The 15,333-nt window shown below is 72.5% G+C and carries 11 protein-coding genes; 7 read left to right on the forward strand and 4 right to left on the reverse strand.

Translation table 11 applies throughout. The features are described 5' to 3' along the window. Positions 1-49: 49 nt before the first annotated feature. Positions 50-979 carry a bifunctional DNA-formamidopyrimidine glycosylase/DNA-(apurinic or apyrimidinic site) lyase gene (mutM, locus tag IEZ17_RS02990; RefSeq protein WP_189295997.1) on the forward strand — a complete coding sequence of 310 codons (930 nt, stop codon included), beginning with the start codon at positions 50-52 and terminating at the stop codon, positions 977-979. 37 nt (positions 980-1,016) lie between these two features. Here mutM and IEZ17_RS02995 read toward each other — a convergent pair whose 3' ends face one another. After that, positions 1,017-1,979 (reverse strand): CAP domain-containing protein, encoded by a 963-nt coding sequence (locus tag IEZ17_RS02995; protein WP_189295999.1) that lies wholly within the window; start codon positions 1,977-1,979, stop codon positions 1,017-1,019. A gap of 132 nt (positions 1,980-2,111) precedes the next feature. On the opposite strand from IEZ17_RS02995, the gene IEZ17_RS03000 reads away from it, so the two are divergent. The 4 genes from IEZ17_RS03000 (at position 2,112) to IEZ17_RS03015 (ending at position 8,641) form a co-directional block, all read left to right on the forward strand. Continuing rightward, positions 2,112-2,393: an acylphosphatase gene (locus IEZ17_RS03000; RefSeq protein WP_189296001.1), complete on the forward strand. Its 282-nt coding sequence runs from the start codon at positions 2,112-2,114 to the stop codon at positions 2,391-2,393. Positions 2,394-2,776: 383 nt separating this feature from the next. Further along, positions 2,777-2,980, forward strand: coding sequence for a hypothetical protein (locus IEZ17_RS03005; RefSeq protein WP_043266296.1), 204 nt, complete (start codon positions 2,777-2,779; stop codon positions 2,978-2,980). 322 nt (positions 2,981-3,302) lie between these two features. Next, complete coding sequence (locus IEZ17_RS03010; RefSeq protein WP_189296003.1) at positions 3,303-6,977, forward strand: chromosome segregation SMC family protein; 3,675 nt, start codon at positions 3,303-3,305, stop codon at positions 6,975-6,977. 245 nt (positions 6,978-7,222) lie between these two features. Continuing rightward, a complete protein-coding gene (locus IEZ17_RS03015; RefSeq protein WP_189296005.1) occupies positions 7,223-8,641 on the forward strand; it encodes a sugar porter family MFS transporter in 1,419 nt (472 codons plus the stop codon). Positions 8,642-8,741: 100 nt separating this feature from the next. On the opposite strand, the gene IEZ17_RS03020 is transcribed toward IEZ17_RS03015, so the two are convergent. The 3 genes from IEZ17_RS03020 to IEZ17_RS03030 all read right to left on the reverse strand — a co-directional run bounded on the left by IEZ17_RS03020 (position 8,742) and on the right by IEZ17_RS03030 (position 13,345). Then, complete coding sequence (locus IEZ17_RS03020; protein WP_189296007.1) at positions 8,742-10,466, reverse strand: ankyrin repeat domain-containing protein; 1,725 nt, start codon at positions 10,464-10,466, stop codon at positions 8,742-8,744. A 72-nt stretch (positions 10,467-10,538) separates the two neighbouring features. Continuing rightward, positions 10,539-11,696, reverse strand: coding sequence for an LLM class flavin-dependent oxidoreductase (locus tag IEZ17_RS03025; RefSeq protein ID WP_229851712.1), 1,158 nt, complete (start codon positions 11,694-11,696; stop codon positions 10,539-10,541). 152 nt (positions 11,697-11,848) lie between these two features. Beyond that, a complete protein-coding gene (locus tag IEZ17_RS03030) occupies positions 11,849-13,345 on the reverse strand; it encodes a purine-cytosine permease family protein (protein WP_189296009.1) in 1,497 nt (498 codons plus the stop codon). A 420-nt stretch (positions 13,346-13,765) separates the two neighbouring features. Here IEZ17_RS03030 and IEZ17_RS03035 point away from each other — a divergent pair, with 420 nt between their 5' ends. Together IEZ17_RS03035 and ftsY are read left to right on the forward strand one after the other, a co-directional pair. Beyond that, positions 13,766-14,008 (forward strand): hypothetical protein, encoded by a 243-nt coding sequence (locus tag IEZ17_RS03035; protein WP_229851715.1) that lies wholly within the window; start codon positions 13,766-13,768, stop codon positions 14,006-14,008. A 48-nt stretch (positions 14,009-14,056) separates the two neighbouring features. Beyond that, positions 14,057-15,292, forward strand: a complete 1,236-nt coding sequence (ftsY, locus tag IEZ17_RS03040; protein WP_189296011.1) for a signal recognition particle-docking protein FtsY — start codon at positions 14,057-14,059, stop codon at positions 15,290-15,292. Positions 15,293-15,333 lie beyond the last annotated feature (41 nt).

Here is a 15,333-nt window from a genome sequence, read left to right on the forward strand (position 1 = left end):
GCCCCGGACGGGGTCAGAAGTCTTTCCCGAGGATGATGAGGAGCGCCCCGTGCCCGAGCTGCCCGAGGTCGAGGTCGTACGCCGCGGCCTTGCGCGCTGGGTCAGCGGCCGGACCGTCGACGCCGTCGAGGTCCGCCACCCGCGCGCGATCCGCCGGCACACCGCGGGCGCCGCCGACTTCGCGGACCGGCTCCAGGGGCTGCGCATCGGCACCGCCCGCCGGCGCGGCAAGTACCTCTGGCTCCCGGTGACCGGCGGCGGCCCGGCCGCGCAGAGCGCCGCCGAGGGCATCGCACCGATCGTCACCCCGTCCGTCACCCACGGCCTGGCGATCCTCGCCCACCTCGGGATGAGCGGCCAGCTGCTGGTCCAGCCGCAGGACGCCCCCGACGAGAAGCATCTCCGGATCCGGATCCGCTTCGCCGACGATCTCGGCACCGAGCTCCGCTTCGTCGACCAGCGGACCTTCGGCGGCCTCTCCCTGCACGACACCGTCCCCGGCGACGCCGACCAGCTCCCCGACGTCATCGCGCACATCGCCCGCGACCCGCTCGACCCGGCCTTCGACGACGCCGCCTTCCACGACGCGCTGCGCCGCCGCCGCACCACCGTCAAGCGGGCCCTGCTGGACCAGTCGCTGATCAGCGGCGTCGGCAACATCTACGCCGACGAGGCGCTGTGGCGCTCCCGGCTCCACTACGAGCGGCCGACCGCCACCTTCACCCGCCCGCGCACCGCCGAGCTGCTGGGGCACGTACGGGACGTGATGAACGCGGCGCTCGCCGTCGGCGGCACCAGCTTCGACAGCCTCTACGTCAACGTCAACGGCGAGTCCGGCTACTTCGAGCGCTCCCTGGACGCGTACGGCCGCGAGGACGAACCGTGCCGCCGCTGCGGTACGCCGATCCGCCGCCGCCCCTGGATGAACCGCTCCAGCTACTTCTGCCCGCGCTGCCAGCGCCCGCCCCGGCCGCACTGAGCGGGACCGGGCGGGCGGGGCGCACCGGGCGGCGGGCTCAGAAGCCGAATTCCTGGGTCCACCACGGGCCGCCCGGCCCGAAGTGCGCGCCGACGCCGAGGGTCTTGTACTCGCAGTTGAGGATGTTGGCGCGGTGCCCCGGGCTGTTCATCCAGGAGTCCATCACGGACCGGGCGTCGGCCTGGCCGCGGGCTATGTTCTCGCCGCCGAGGTCCGGTATCCCGAGGATGCGGGCGCGGTCCCACGGGGTGTGGCCGTCCGGATCGGTGTGGCCGAAGAACCCGCGCTGTGCCATGTCCTCGCTGAAATGCTGGGCCAGACCGTCCAGTTGGCTGCTGTCGGCCACCGGCGAGCAGCCGGCCTGCGCGCGCTGCTGATTGACCAGCGAGAGCACCTGCGCCGCGGCGGACGCCCCGGTGTCGGGGGCCTTCGAGGCCGTCGCCGGGTTCTTCGGCGCCGGGGTCGTGGGCCGGCCGGTGGGCTGCGCGGAGTGCTGTGCGCCGGGCGTTGCGGTGGGTGACGCGGAGGCCCGGCCCGCCGACGGGGAGGCACTGGAGGAGGCAGAGGAGCCAGGGAAGCCAGAGGAGCCAGAGGAGCCGGGGGAGTCGGGGGAGGAGGACTGCCCGGTGGCGGGGGACGACGGCTGCTCGCCGCCGCTGCTGCCGGTCGCCGGATCCGTGGCGCCGGCCGGTGTCGCGGAGTGGCTCTCCTGGGTTTGCAGGTCCGGCAGCGCGCCGGCGCGGACCCGGTCGGCGCGGGCGCCGCCGCCCACGATGAACTGCCCGCCGCCCGGGACGAGTCCGGATGCGACCGCCACGGCTCCCATCGCCATCGCGGCGGAGGCGCCGAGCAGTCCGGTGCGTACCGGAGCCGAACGGCGGGGGCGGGCGGCGTGGTGGGCGCGGTGGCGGGCGGCCGGCGGTGCACCCGTCGGTCCGTCAACTGGCCCTGTACGAGGGGATTCGGGCGCGTGGGGAGCAGAGCGTCGGTGGCGGCCCATCCGCGGTCGTTCCTTCCGTCCAGCGTCACAGCGGCTCACTCGAAAGGGTGAGCCTTCGCTGTCCGGGGACTGTACGCCATGACGGGAGGGGCCGAAGTTCCTGCTGAGCAATTGGCCGGTTAACGTGCACACATGGATGAAGACGTGCGGATGACCGCCTGGGTACGCGGCCGGGTCCAGGGAGTTGGGTTCCGCTGGTTCACCCGTGCGAACGCTCTGCGCATCGGTGAACTCGTCGGCTTCGCGGTCAATCTCGGCGACGGCCGGGTGCAGGTCGTCGCCGAGGGTCCGAGGGACCGCTGCGAGGAGTTGCTGGACTGGCTGCGCACCGGGGACACGCCCGGGGCCGTCGACGGCGTCACTGAGATATGGGACACGCCCCGGGGCGGCTACGACGGTTTCGCGGTCCGCTGACATGGCTCGGAAACGCCGTCCGTCCGGGCGTCCTGGCCGATCTTGAGGGTATGCCTTTGTCAGCTGCTTACAGGAGATAAGCCCTGGTGGTTGCCAACTCGGCCGACCCGTGCAAGGCTGCCGCTGTACGGATGATCTCCACGCCCCCACGGGACCTTTCTGGGGAGTAGGCGCCGCGCCCCCGAGGCCGCGCACTCTCAGGTGCCCGAGGATACGGGGTGTGATCGTGTTGACCCTCCATCCGTTTGGTGAGACGCTGGAATCCCCGCGCACCTTAGCTGTTTGGCATTGAAGGCACCTGGAGAATGACAAGCACCGCGGGTGCGAATCCCTCACGACCCACACCGCTTCGGTCGGTCACTCATTGTGGAGGACCATCCATCATGGCAAAGGCGCTTCTCGGTTACGTCGGCGGCTCCGACCCCCGAGTCCTCTCCGAGATGCGACGGCTTCAGCAGCGCGTCCAGGACCTTGAATCCGAACTTATTCGGATGCAGGCCGAGAACGACATGCTGTCGGCTGCCGCACGTCGCGACGATTCGGTGCTCGACATCGACGTACCCCAGGCGGAGCCCGCGCTCACCTGACCCCGACCCCAGGGCTGGGCGGGCTGCTCGCCAGCCGCTTGAGGCACCGCTCTTCAAGATCTGCAAGGGACGCTTCGGCGTCCCTTCGTCGTTGTTTCCCGCTCTGGAATTCCGTCCGGCGGCCTGAATTCCACCGGCCGGCGTCTCGCCGTCCGGTCACTTCAGTCCTCCGGTGTCTCCCTTACCGCAACATGTGCCCTGCACTTTCACCGGTGAAACCGAAAAGGGACGCCGGCGGATACCCGGGGGCCGTACCGGGCGGTGGGCCGGCGCCGGAATGTTGGGGACGTCCGCCGAGAGGCGGCCGGTAGAGTCCAAAGGCGTGCATCTCAAGAGTCTGACCCTGCGAGGCTTCAAGTCCTTCGCCTCCGCCACGACGCTGCGGTTCGAACCGGGCATCACCTGCGTCGTGGGCCCCAACGGTTCCGGCAAGTCCAACGTCGTGGACGCGCTGTCCTGGGTCATGGGCGAGCAGGGCGCCAAGTCGCTGCGCGGCGGGAAGATGGAGGACGTCATCTTCGCCGGGACGACCGGCCGGCCGCCGCTGGGCCGCGCCGAGGTCTCGCTCACCATCGACAATTCCGACGGCGCGCTGCCCATCGAATACGCCGAAGTCACCATCACCCGGATCATGTTCCGGAATGGCGGCAGCGAGTACCAGATCAATGGCGACACCTGCCGGCTGCTGGATATCCAGGAACTCCTTTCCGACTCCGGCATCGGCCGCGAGATGCATGTCATCGTCGGCCAGGGCCAGCTCGACTCCGTGCTGCACGCCGATCCGATGGGCCGCCGGGCGTTCATCGAGGAGGCGGCCGGCGTCCTCAAGCATCGCAAGCGCAAGGAGAAGGCGCTGCGGAAGCTGGACGCGATGAAGGCCAATCTCGCCCGCGTACAGGATCTGACCGACGAGCTGCGGCGGCAGCTCAAACCGTTGGGGCGGCAGGCCGCGGTCGCCCGGCGGGCCGCCGTCATCCAGGCCGATCTCCGGGACGCCCGGCTGCGGCTGCTCGCCGATGATCTCGTCGCCCTGCGCCGGGCGCTGGCGGCGGAGATCGCCGACGAGGCGGCGCTCAAGGAGCGCAAGGAGGCCGCGGAGGCGCAGCTGCGGACCGCCCAGCAGCGCGAGGCGGTGCTGGAGGAGGAGGTGCGCACCCTCACGCCGCGGGTCCAGCGTGCCCAGCAGACCTGGTACGAGCTGTCGCAGCTCGCCGAGCGGGTGCGGGGCACGATCTCGCTGGCCGAGGCGCGGGTCAGGAGCGCCTCGGCGGCCCCGCCGGACGAGCGGCAGGGCCGCGACCCGGAGGACATGGAGCGGGAGGCCGCCCGGATCCGCGAGCAGGAGGCGGAGTTGACGGCGGCGCTGGAGGCGGCGAGCCGGGCGCTGGAGGACACCGTCGAGCACCGCGCCGGGCTGGAGCGGCAGTTGGCCGACGAGGAGCGGCGGCTGCGGGATGCCGCCCGGGCCATCGCCGACCGGCGCGAGGGGCTGGCCCGGCTGAGCGGCCGGGTCACCGCGGCGCGCGGCCGGGCCGCCTCGGCGCAGGCGGAGATCGGCCGGCTCACCGAGGCCCGGGACGCGGCCCGGGGCCGGGCGGTGGCCGCCCAGGAGGAGTACGAGCAGCTCAAGGGCGAGGTCGCCGGGCTGGACGCGGACGACGCGGAGGCCGGGGAGCGGTACGAGGCGGCCCGCCGGGAGCTGGCCGCGGCGGAGGCCGCGCAGACCGCCGCGCGGGAGGCGCTGACCGCGGCCGAGCGGGAGCGCGCCGCGACCGCGGCCCGGCACGACGCGCTGGCGCTCGGGCTGCGCCGCAAGGACGGCACGGGGGCGCTGCTGGCGGCCACGGACCGGCTGGGCGGGCTGCTCGGCCCGGCGGCGGAACTGCTGACCGTGACTCCCGGGTTCGAGATCCCGGTGGCGGCGGCGCTCGGCGCGGCGGCGGACGCGGTCGCGGTCACCGACACGGCCACCGCCGCGGAGGCCATCCGGCTGCTGCGCAAGGAGGACGCCGGACGGGCGGCGATGGTGCTCGGCGGCAGCCGCGCGGTGCGGGTGCCGGCGCCGGCGCGCGCGGTGGAGTCGGTGGCGGCGGTGGAGGTGGCCGAGCGGGTCGGGGGCGACGGTGCCGGTGGTATCGACGGGGCCGGTGCGTCTGGTGCGGATGCTTCCGGGGCGGCGGCGGGAGCCGGTCCGGGCCCCGTACCCGCTCAGGAACTGGTGCACGGGCCGCGGGAGTTGACGGCCGCGGTGGCCCGGCTGCTGCGGGACGTGGTGGTGGTCGGGACGCTGGAGGACGCCGAGGAGCTGGTGGCCGCCCGGCCGGAGCTGACGGCGGTGACCGCGGAGGGCGATCTGCTCGGGGCGCACTTCGCGCACGGCGGTTCGGCCGGGGCGCCGAGCCTGCTGGAGGTGCAGGCGTCCGTCGACGAGGCGGCGGCCGAGCTGTCGGAGCTGGCGGCCCGCTGCGACGAGCTGACCGTGGCGCAGCGGGCGGCTGTGCAGCGGCGTACCGAGTGCGCCGCACTGGTCGAGGAGTTGGACGGGCAGCGGCGGGCGGCGGACCGGGAGAAGTCGAAGGTCGCCGGGGACCTGGGGCGCCTCGGCGGGCAGGCGCGGGCCGCCGCCGGCGAGGCCGAACGTTCCGCCGCTGCGGTCGCCCGGGCCGAGGAGGCGCTGGCGCGGGCCACCGAGGAGGCCGAGGAGCTGGCCGAGCGGCTCGCGGTGGCCGAGGAGGAGCCGGGCGACGAGGAGCCCGACACCTCCGTACGGGACCGGCTGGCCGCGGACGGGGCCAATGCCCGGCAGACGGAGATGGAGGCCCGGCTCCAGGCGCGGACGCACGAGGAGCGGGTCAAGGGCCTCGCCGGGCGGGCGGACGCGCTGGACCGGGGGGCGCGGGCGGAGCGCGAGGCGCGGACGCGGGCCGAGCGGCGGCGCGCCCGGCTGCGCCATGAGGCGGCGGTGGCCGGCGCGGTGGCGTCCGGGGCGCGGCAGCTGCTGGCGCACGTCGAGGTGTCGGTCGTACGGGGCGAGGAGGAGCGGGCCGCCGCGGAACGGGCCAAGGCCGAGCGGGAGCAGGCGCTGGTGGCGGAGCGGGGCCGGGGCCGGGAGCTGAAGGCCGAGCTGGACAAGCTGACGGACTCGGTCCACCGGGGCGAGGTGCTGGGGGCCGAGAAGCGGCTGCGGATCGAGCAGTTGGAGACCCGGGCGCTGGAGGAGCTGGGGGTGGAGCCGGCGGTGCTGATGGCGGAGTACGGCCCGGACCAGCCGGTACCGCCGTCGCCACCGGCCGAGGGCGAGGAGCTGCCGGAGGACCCGGAGCACCCGCGCAACCGGCCCGTGCCCTACGTACGGGCCGAGCAGGAGAAGCGGCTGCGGGCCGCCGAGCGGGCGTACCAGCAGCTCGGGAAGGTGAACCCGCTGGCGCTGGAGGAGTTCGCGGCCCTGGAGGAGCGTCACCAGTTCCTCAGCGAGCAGCTTGAAGACCTGAAGAAGACCCGGGCCGACCTGCTCCAGGTGATCAAGGAGGTCGACGAGCGGGTGGAGCAGGTCTTCACCGAGGCGTACCACGACACCGCGCGGGAGTTCGAGGGGGTCTTCTCGCGGCTGTTCCCGGGCGGCGAGGGCCGGCTGGTGCTGACGAACCCGGACGACATGCTGGCGACCGGGGTGGACGTGGAGGCGCGGCCCCCGGGGAAGAAGGTCAAGCGGCTCTCGCTGCTGTCGGGCGGCGAGCGGTCGCTGACGGCGGTGGCGCTGCTGGTGTCGATCTTCAAGGCGCGGCCCAGCCCGTTCTATGTGATGGACGAGGTCGAGGCGGCGCTGGACGACACCAACCTCCAGCGGCTGATCCGGATCATGGAGGAGTTGCAGGAGAGCTCCCAGCTGATCGTGATCACGCACCAGAAGCGGACGATGGAGGTCGCCGACGCGCTCTACGGCGTATCGATGCAGGGCGACGGCGTCTCGAAGGTGATCAGCCAGCGGCTGCACTGAGCCAGGGGGAGACCGCACCGCGTCACCGCCCCGTACACCTTTCGAAGATCAATTCAGGACTTGAACGAGGCGCGCCGCTGTCTTGTGGGAAACAAATCGGTTACCCGCTATTGACTTCGAAACTTGAAGGCATAGTCTCTGCATCGTTGCTTTTACCTTCAAGTGGTGGGTGTCCCCAACCTATGCACCACTTGTAGTGCCAGCCCCCTACGCCCGGCAGCGCAGCCGGGCCACTGGAGTTCACGTTGACCAGCACCGCGCAGCCGACGGTCCCGGAAGGCCGAAAGGCCCACCCCGACCACCTCGGCCATGTCATCTTCATCACCGCGGCTGCCGCGATGGGCGGCTTCCTCTTCGGTTATGACAGCTCCGTCATCAACGGCGCCGTGGAGGCGATCCGCGGCCGTTACGACGTCGGGTCCGCCGGCCTCGCGCAGGTGATCGCCATCGCGCTGATCGGCTGCGCCATCGGCGCCGCCACCGCCGGCCGGATCGCCGACCGGATCGGCCGGATCCGCGTGATGCAGATCGCCGCGGCGCTCTTCACCATCAGCGCCATCGGCTCAGCCCTGCCGTTCGCCCTCTGGGACCTGGCGATGTGGCGCGTGCTGGGCGGTATCGCGATCGGTATGGCCTCGGTCATCGGCCCGGCCTATATCGCCGAGGTCTCGCCGTCCGCCTACCGCGGCCGGCTCGGCTCCTTCCAGCAGGCCGCGATCGTCGTCGGTATCGCCATCTCCCAGCTCGTCAACTGGGGCATCCTCAACCTCGCCCACGGCGACCAGCGCGGCAAGATCGCCGGCCTGGAAGCCTGGCAGTGGATGCTCGGCGTCATGGTGATCCCGGCCGTCCTCTACGGTCTGCTGTCCTTCGCGATCCCCGAGTCGCCGCGCTTCCTGATCTCCATCGGCAAGACCGACCGCGCCAAGGAGGTGCTGGCCGAGGTCGAGGGCCACGCCGTCGACCTCGACGCCCGGGTCGTCGAGATCGAGGAGGCGATGCGCAGCGAGCACAAGTCGACGTTCAAGGACCTGCTCGGCGGCAAGGCGGGCTTCCTGCCGATCGTCTGGGTCGGTATCGGGCTCTCCGTCTTCCAGCAGCTGGTCGGCATCAACGTCGCCTTCTACTACTCCTCGACGCTGTGGCAGTCCGTCGGGATCAACCCCGAGAGCTCGTTCTTCTACAGCTTCACCACCTCGATCATCAACATCATCGGCACCGTGATCGCGATGGTCTTCGTCGACCGGATCGGCCGCCGCCCGCTGGCGCTGATCGGCTCGGCCGGTATGGCCGTCGCGCTCGGCCTGGAGGCGTGGGCCTTCTCCGCCAAGTCCGCGGCCGGCACCCTGCCGACCACCGAGGGCACCATCGCCCTGATCGCCGCCCACGGCTTCGTCCTCTTCTTCGCGCTCTCCTGGGGCGTCGTGGTCTGGGTCTTCCTCGGCGAGATGTTCCCGAACAAGATCCGCGCCGCCGCGCTGGGCGTCGCCGCCTCCGCGCAGTGGATCGCCAACTGGGTCATCACGGCCAGCTTCCCGAGCCTGTCCGACTGGAACCTCTCGGGCACCTACGTGATCTACATGGTCTTCGCTCTGCTCTCGATCCCCTTCGTGCTCAAGTACGTGAAGGAGACCAAGGGCAAGGCGTTGGAGGAGATGGGCTAACCCCCCGCCAGTCCGTCTCCTCAGTTGTGGCTGCTGCCCCCGGCTCACCCGAGCCGGGGGCAGCGGTCGTCTCCGGACGCGGCCCGGGAGCCCGGGAGCCTCAGCCCAGCAGCGGGCTGCCGTCCGGTATCTCCACCCAGCGGCGCGGCGGACCGGCCACCGCGTGCGGGTCCGCGACGCGCAGGCCCGCCGTCGCGGAGGCGTACGCCAGCTCGGCGGCGCCGTACATGCCCTCCGGCCGGCTCCAGCTCCAGAAGCGGTACAGCCAGTGCCCGTCCGGCTCGTCCCCGAACGGCGGGAGGCCGATCTCCTCGGTGAGCTCGGTGCGGCCGTCCCGGGAGAGCGCGCCGAAGGTGCCCCCGCTGGGATTGAAATAGACGCCGTAGGCGGTGGTGCCGGGGGAGAGGGCGTCCAATATCGGGGCGGCGCTGAGCTGGTACGACATGGGCTGGACCAGGACGCATCCGCCGGGCACACCCGTCACGCCCACCTGGCGCTCGGCCTCGTCCGGCGCGTACGGATCGAAGCCGTGCGGGCCGGTGCCGTGCGGGCCGGGCTCCGCGTCCAGGTCGAGGACCGGGCAGTCGCGCGGGTCGCGGCCCAGGCGCCGCACGGCCTCCTCCTCGTCGATGCCGGGGACGAAGGCGACCGAGAGGCCCTCCGTCTCCACCCCCTCGAAGACCGCGGCCCGGTCATCGGCGTCCTGCTGGGCGGCGCACTCCCCGGGCGTCAGCGGCACCGCGTCCGGCAGCCCGGCGAACAGCGGGGCCAGGGGCGACGTCAGGGCCAGCCGGCCGGGCGAACGGCCGCCGATCCGTGCGCTCCAGGCATCGGCGCCGGCCCCGAGCAGCAGCGCCGCGTTCGCCTCGGCGCCGTGCGCGACCGCGTGCCACAGGGGAGTGCAGCCCTGGTCGTCCACGGCGTCCACCTCCGGCCCCCGCGCGAGGAGTTCGGCGAGGATCTCCGGGGAGCTGTTCGCGGCGGCCAGATGCAGCGGGGCGTCCCGGGAACCGGACCGGAGCGCGGCGGGATCGGCCCCGTGCGCCAGCCGCGCCCTGATCAGCTCGGTGTCCTGCCAGTGGAAGGGGGCCAGCTCCTCCCAGTCGCCGCGCGAGGGGTCGGGGGCCGGCGGGGACCAAGCGGGCAGCACGGACGCCGGGGGCTGCGCCAGGATCTCGGACGGCCCCAGGCTGATGCTGAGGAACCCCCGCGGTTCCTCACCGGCCTCGGAGCGGGCGGGCGGCGCGGCGTCCGGCCAGATCTCCAGCGCGCTGCCGGCCGCCGCCCGCAGGATCGCCGCGTCGACGACCGTGACCGTCTCCGGCACCCCCTCGTTCGGCCACTCGACCACCAGCTGGGCCGGCCCGGCGGGCGGCAACTGGGAGAGGTGCAGCTCCAGTTCGTAATGGAAGGCGCCGCCCGTGCCGCCGCGCAGCCGGAGCGTGGGGCGGCTCCCGTCGGCCGTCGGCCAGGGCTCGCCGTCGAGCGTGGTGACCTTCCGTCCGTCGGCCAGCAGTAGCCCGCAGCGCAGCGCCCCGCTGCCGGGACGGCCGTACGGCGTCGTCCGGCCGCCCGGCTGGATCCGCCGCAGGAAGACCGCCAGCCGCATCGTCACCGACTTCGGCCACACCTCCCAGCCCGTCAGCATGATCCGCACATCGGGGCCGGCGCCGACCTCCGCCACCTGCGGCAGCTGAGCGGGGACGAACCAGTGGGCGGGCGCGAAATCCTCGGTGCCGCCGGGCTCGTAGGCGCTCAACACCAGGGTCTCGGCGGGGGGTTCGGGTGGCGGGTCGGGAGCGATCAGACCGTCGAAGAAGCTCATGCACCGATCGTGACACCCGCCACTGACAATCCGCCGCGACGTGCGCGCCGCCGCCGCTCCGGCCGCCCCGCGTCAGCCCTGGAGCCCGGGCAGCACCCGCTCCGCGAACAGGTGCAGCGACCGCCAGCCCTCGTCGACCGGCATCCCGCCGCACAGCGGATGCAGGATCAACGAGCCCTGGGCGCCCGCCTCTTGGGCCAGCTTCACACACGCCTCCGGCGTGACGATCCGGTACACGCCCTCCGCGCGCAGCGCCGCGGTGTCCCCGGCGGTGGAGCGCACCGCGGAGCGGGTCCCGGCGGACTGCCAGGACGCGTACATCCGCGCCTCGTGCAGCAGATGCCCACCGTACTCGGCCCAACTGCGGTCCGGATCCTCGGAGATGTGCAGCAGGCAGGTGCGCTCGGGCGGCTGCATCACCCAGCCCTCGGTGCCGAATCCGGCGCGCTGCTCGTGGTAGTAGCGCTCCAGCTCCGGCAGCCGGGCGCTCGGGAAGAGGGGCAGCCCGAACCGGGCGGCGCGCCGGGCCGCCGGACGGGAGCCGCCGCCGACCAGCAGCAGCGGATGCGGCCGGGTGTACGGGCGCGGGGTCACCTGGACCGTACGCCCCCGATAGGCGAACGGCTCACCGGTCCAGGCGGACAGCAGCGTGTGCAGCACCTCGTCCTGGAGGGCGCCGCGCCGCCGCCAGTCCATGCCGTGCGCCGCGTACTCCTCGGGCCGGTAGCCGAGGCCGGCGACGGTGACCAGCCGGCCGCCGCTGAGCAGATCGAGGGCGGCGATGTCCTCGGCCAGCCGGAGCGGGTCGTGCAGCGGGGTGATCAGCGCGGCGACGGTGACGCCGATGCGCCGGGTGGCGCCGAAGACGGCGCCGGCGAAGGCGAGCGGGGCGGGCATCCAGCCGTTGGTGGTGGCGTGGTGCTCCTCGGTCTGGACCATGGTCAGCCCGCGGTCGTCGGCGAACGCGGCCATCTCCACGGCGGCCCGGTAGCGCGCGGCGAGCCCTTCGGGGGTGGGCGACGGGTCGACGAGGTTGACGCGCAGGACCGTTGTGCAGAGGGGCGGCGCGGTGGGGGTCCCCCCGGACGGAGTCCGGGGGAGCCTCGTCGAGGGGGTCGGGGTCTCCCCTGCGCATGGGGGTCCCCCCTGTTCGAGCGCAGCCGAGAACTCGGGGGAGGAGTCGAGAGCTCGGGGAAGGTCGGGCGACGGGCGGGATGGCATGGCTGACATGACGGCGTCCCCTTCGCCGGGCGGATGGCGAAGGGGACGCTAGCTGACGACTCGTCAGTTTTCCAGGCAGGTGGCCGGATCCGGCCAGGACGGTGGCGCGGGTCCGGCCGGGGCGGCCACCGGCTGTGCGCCGCCGGTGGCCGCCCGGTCGTTCAGCCGACCTCGACGGTCGGCCGGTCCTCGGCGGCGGCCCGCTCGGGCGCCTCTGCGGGGACGTTCTCCCTGGCGGCCGGCAGTACGGCGAAGACCACCGCGGCGATCACGATCGTGGCCGCCCAGCCCAGGCCGTTCTGGCCGATCCAGGTGCCGGCCAGCGGGCCGGTGAACCACTGCACCTTCGTGAAGCAGAGGCCGGCGACCAGGGCGACCGTCCAGGCGGTCATGGCCTGCCAGGAGAAGCCGCCCTTGTACCAGTAGCGGCTGGTGCGGCTGATGTTCATCAGGCTGTCCGCGTCGTAGCGCACCGCCTTCTTGCGCCGGCGGGCCATGTCGACGCCGTAGACGCCGATCCAGGCGGAGAAGGAGACCGCGAGCAGCGTCAGGAAGGCGATGAACTGGCCGATGAAGTCCTTGGCCACCAGCATCATGAACAGCCCGCCGATCAGGCTGATGGCGGCGTTGATGCTGACCGCCAGGGCGCGCGGCAGCTTGACGCCCATGGTCTGTGCGGTGAAGCCCGCGGAGTACATCGACAGGCTGTTGATCAGCATCATCCCGATCAGCGCGGTGATCAGGTACGGGATCGCGATCGCCGACGGCAGGACCTGGCCGAGGAACGACATCGGGTCGGTGTTCTGGTTGGCCAGCTCCGGGTTGGACACGGCCATCACGCCGCCCATGACCACCATCGGGACCAGCACCAGGGCCGCACCGGAGACGGTGGTGCCGACGATCTTCTTGCCGGAGGCGGAGTGCGGCAGGTAGCGCGCGAAGTCCGGGCCGGTGGGCACCCAGCTGATACCGCCGGCCGCGATCGTGCCGATGCCCGCGATCATCATGGCGCCGCTGCCCGGCGACTTGGCGAAGATGGCGCTCCACGGCATCTCGACGATCAGGTAGACCAGCACGACGATGCTGATCAGGGTGAAGAGGTACGTGGAGTACTTGTTGCAGAGGTTCAGCGCCTTGCGGCCCATGCCGCTGACCAGGAAGGTGCAGGCGACGAAGGCGAGCAGGGTGACGACGACCAGGACGTTGTTGGGCTTGATGCCGAACAGCAGGTGCAGCACGGTCAGGATCGCGTACGCGCCGGTGACCGCGTTGATCGTCTCCCACCCGAAGCGCGCGACCCAGAGGATCGCGCCCGGGAAGTAGTTGCCGCGCACGCCGAAGGCGGCCCGGGAGAGCATCGCGCCGGGAGCGCCGCCCCACTTACCGGAGACCGACAGCAGGCCGACCATCCCGAAGGAGACCGCGGAGGCGATCGCGGCCACCACCAGCACCTGCCAGAAGTTCAGGCTGTTGTTGATCACCAGGGAGGCGCCCATGGTGAGCAGCAGCACGCTGATGTTGGCGGCGACCCAGGTGGGGAACAGCTCGCGGACCCGGCCCCGGCGTTCGTGGTCGGGAACCGGCTCGATGCCACGGGTCTCGACGGCGCCGTCGGCTTCGGGGGTGGACGTGGGTGTGGACGTGGTGCTGGTGCCCATGAATGCAGCTGTCTCCGTGCGGGGTCTGGGAGCACCCCCGGGGGAGGGGTGCAGGCAGCGGCTGTGGTGCCTGGCCAGAAATGGTTGCCAGGACTCTACGCGCGTTGCGCAGCCGCCCACCATCGTACTTTGATCCAACTTCTACCGTTCCACCCCCTTGGACTCCTCGACGATGCCAGATATTTCCCGTTCCTGTCGATGAGTCCAGTCACACCCCTCTGACCAGGGCCTGCGCGATACTGCCCGGAGCCGGCGGCGGAAACGGACGCCCGTCCGCCGGTCGGGAACCTTGTGGCATCGCCCGAGACGGAGCCGCCGGAGAGATGCATGTCTCGTTTCCGACGGGTACCGGCGCCGCCGCGGACGGCGATCTTCCGGCGCCGGGTCATCCGGGGCCGGATGTGGTGCAAGGTGATCCCGATGAACGAGAGCGAGTACTCGCAGGAGGCCGATGTGCCCGGCAAGACGTGTCAGTGGTGCCAGGGCACCGGCTATGTGTCGCAGGCCCTCGCCTACGCCCCCGGCGTCGAACCCTTCCGGGGGCCGTACGAGACCGTTCACCGGGCGGGCGAATGCCGGCACTGCCGGGGGTCGGGCACGTACGACTCGCACCGCGACCCCACCCTGGAGCGCTGGCGTACACAGGAGCCCAGAGAGAGCTAGCGCGCGTGCCGCCGTCCGCCGCGGGGCGTGGCTGATACTGGAGGGGTTATGGAATTCGTCATCCTTGCTGTAGTGATCGCCGTGGTCGCGCTCGGCGCGATCAGCGGGCTTGTCGTCAGCAGCCGCAAGAAGAAGCAGCTGCCGCCGCCCCCGCCGGCTGCCCCCAAGCCCTCCGTCACCGCGCCCCCCGCCGAACCGCAGGTCGGCGAGGAGGCCGAGACCCCACGCGACGAAGAACGTCGCACCATCGAAGAAGTCGAGCTGCCCACCGCCGAGGCCCCCGAGGCCGAGGCGGCGGCGCCGGCCGCCGAACCCGAGGCGCCCGTGGCGCCCGAGATCGAGGTCCCCGCACCGACCGCGGGCCGGCTGGTCCGGCTGCGCGCCCGGCTCTCCCGCTCCCAGAACAGCCTCGGCAAGGGCCTGCTGACCCTGCTGTCGCGCGAGCACCTCGACGAGGAGACCTGGGAGGAGATCGAGGACACCCTGCTCACCGCCGACGTCGGCGTCGCCCCCACCCAGGAGCTCGTCGACCGGCTGCGCGAGCGCGTCAAGGTCCTGGGCACCCGCACCCCCGAGGGCCTGCGCGAGCTGCTGCGCGAGGAACTGCTGACCCTCATCGGCACCGACGCCGACCGCACCGTGCACACCGCCAACGGCATCGGCAACGGCGGCGACGAGATCCCCGGCGTCGTGCTGGTCGTCGGCGTCAACGGCACCGGCAAGACCACCACCACCGGCAAGCTCGCCCGCGTGCTGGTCGCCGACGGCAAGTCCGTGGTCCTCGGCGCGGCCGACACCTTCCGCGCCGCCGCCGCCGACCAGCTCCAGACCTGGGGCGAGCGGGTCGGCGCCCGCACCGTCCGCGGGCCCGAGGGCGGCGACCCCGCGTCGATCGCCTTCGACGCGGTGAAGGAGGGCATCGCCGAGTCCGCCGATGTCGTCCTGATCGACACCGCCGGCAGGCTGCACACCAAGACCGGCCTGATGGACGAGCTCGGCAAGGTCAAGCGGGTCGTCGAGAAGCACGGCCCGGTCGGCGAGGTGCTGCTCGTCCTGGACGCCACCACCGGTCAGAACGGCCTCGTCCAGGCGCGGGTGTTCGCCGAGGTCGTCGACATCACCGGTGTGGTGCTGACCAAGCTCGACGGCACCGCCAAGGGCGGCATCATCGTCGCCGTCCAGCGCGAGCTCGGTGTGCCGGTCAAGCTCGTCGGCCTGGGCGAGGGCGCGGACGACCTCGCGCCGTTCGAGCCGGAGGCGTTCGTCGACGCGCTCATCGGCTGAGGCGGGCGCACCGCCGCACCGCCCGAGGCCCCGCCGGCCCC

It is taken from the genome of Streptomyces albospinus, from assembly GCF_014648695.1.
Taxonomy (GTDB): domain Bacteria; phylum Actinomycetota; class Actinomycetes; order Streptomycetales; family Streptomycetaceae; genus Streptomyces; species Streptomyces albospinus.

What these genes read in the sequence shown, in the direction of transcription:
- IEZ17_RS03030 (WP_189296009.1), bottom strand. Translation starts at nt 13,345, where the DNA reads ATGGGCACCAGCACCACGTCCACACCCACGTCCACCCCCGAAGCCGAC.
- ftsY (WP_189296011.1), top strand. Translation starts at nt 14,057, where the DNA reads ATGGAATTCGTCATCCTTGCTGTAGTGATCGCCGTGGTCGCGCTCGGC.
- IEZ17_RS03025 (WP_229851712.1), bottom strand. Translation starts at nt 11,696, where the DNA reads ATGTCAGCCATGCCATCCCGCCCGTCGCCCGACCTTCCCCGAGCTCTC.
- IEZ17_RS03020 (WP_189296007.1), bottom strand. Translation starts at nt 10,466, where the DNA reads ATGAGCTTCTTCGACGGTCTGATCGCTCCCGACCCGCCACCCGAACCC.
- IEZ17_RS03035 (WP_229851715.1), top strand. Translation starts at nt 13,766, where the DNA reads ATGAACGAGAGCGAGTACTCGCAGGAGGCCGATGTGCCCGGCAAGACG.
- IEZ17_RS03005 (WP_043266296.1), top strand. Translation starts at nt 2,777, where the DNA reads ATGGCAAAGGCGCTTCTCGGTTACGTCGGCGGCTCCGACCCCCGAGTC.
- IEZ17_RS03000 (WP_189296001.1), top strand. Translation starts at nt 2,112, where the DNA reads ATGGATGAAGACGTGCGGATGACCGCCTGGGTACGCGGCCGGGTCCAG.
- IEZ17_RS02995 (WP_189295999.1), bottom strand. Translation starts at nt 1,979, where the DNA reads ATGGGCCGCCACCGACGCTCTGCTCCCCACGCGCCCGAATCCCCTCGT.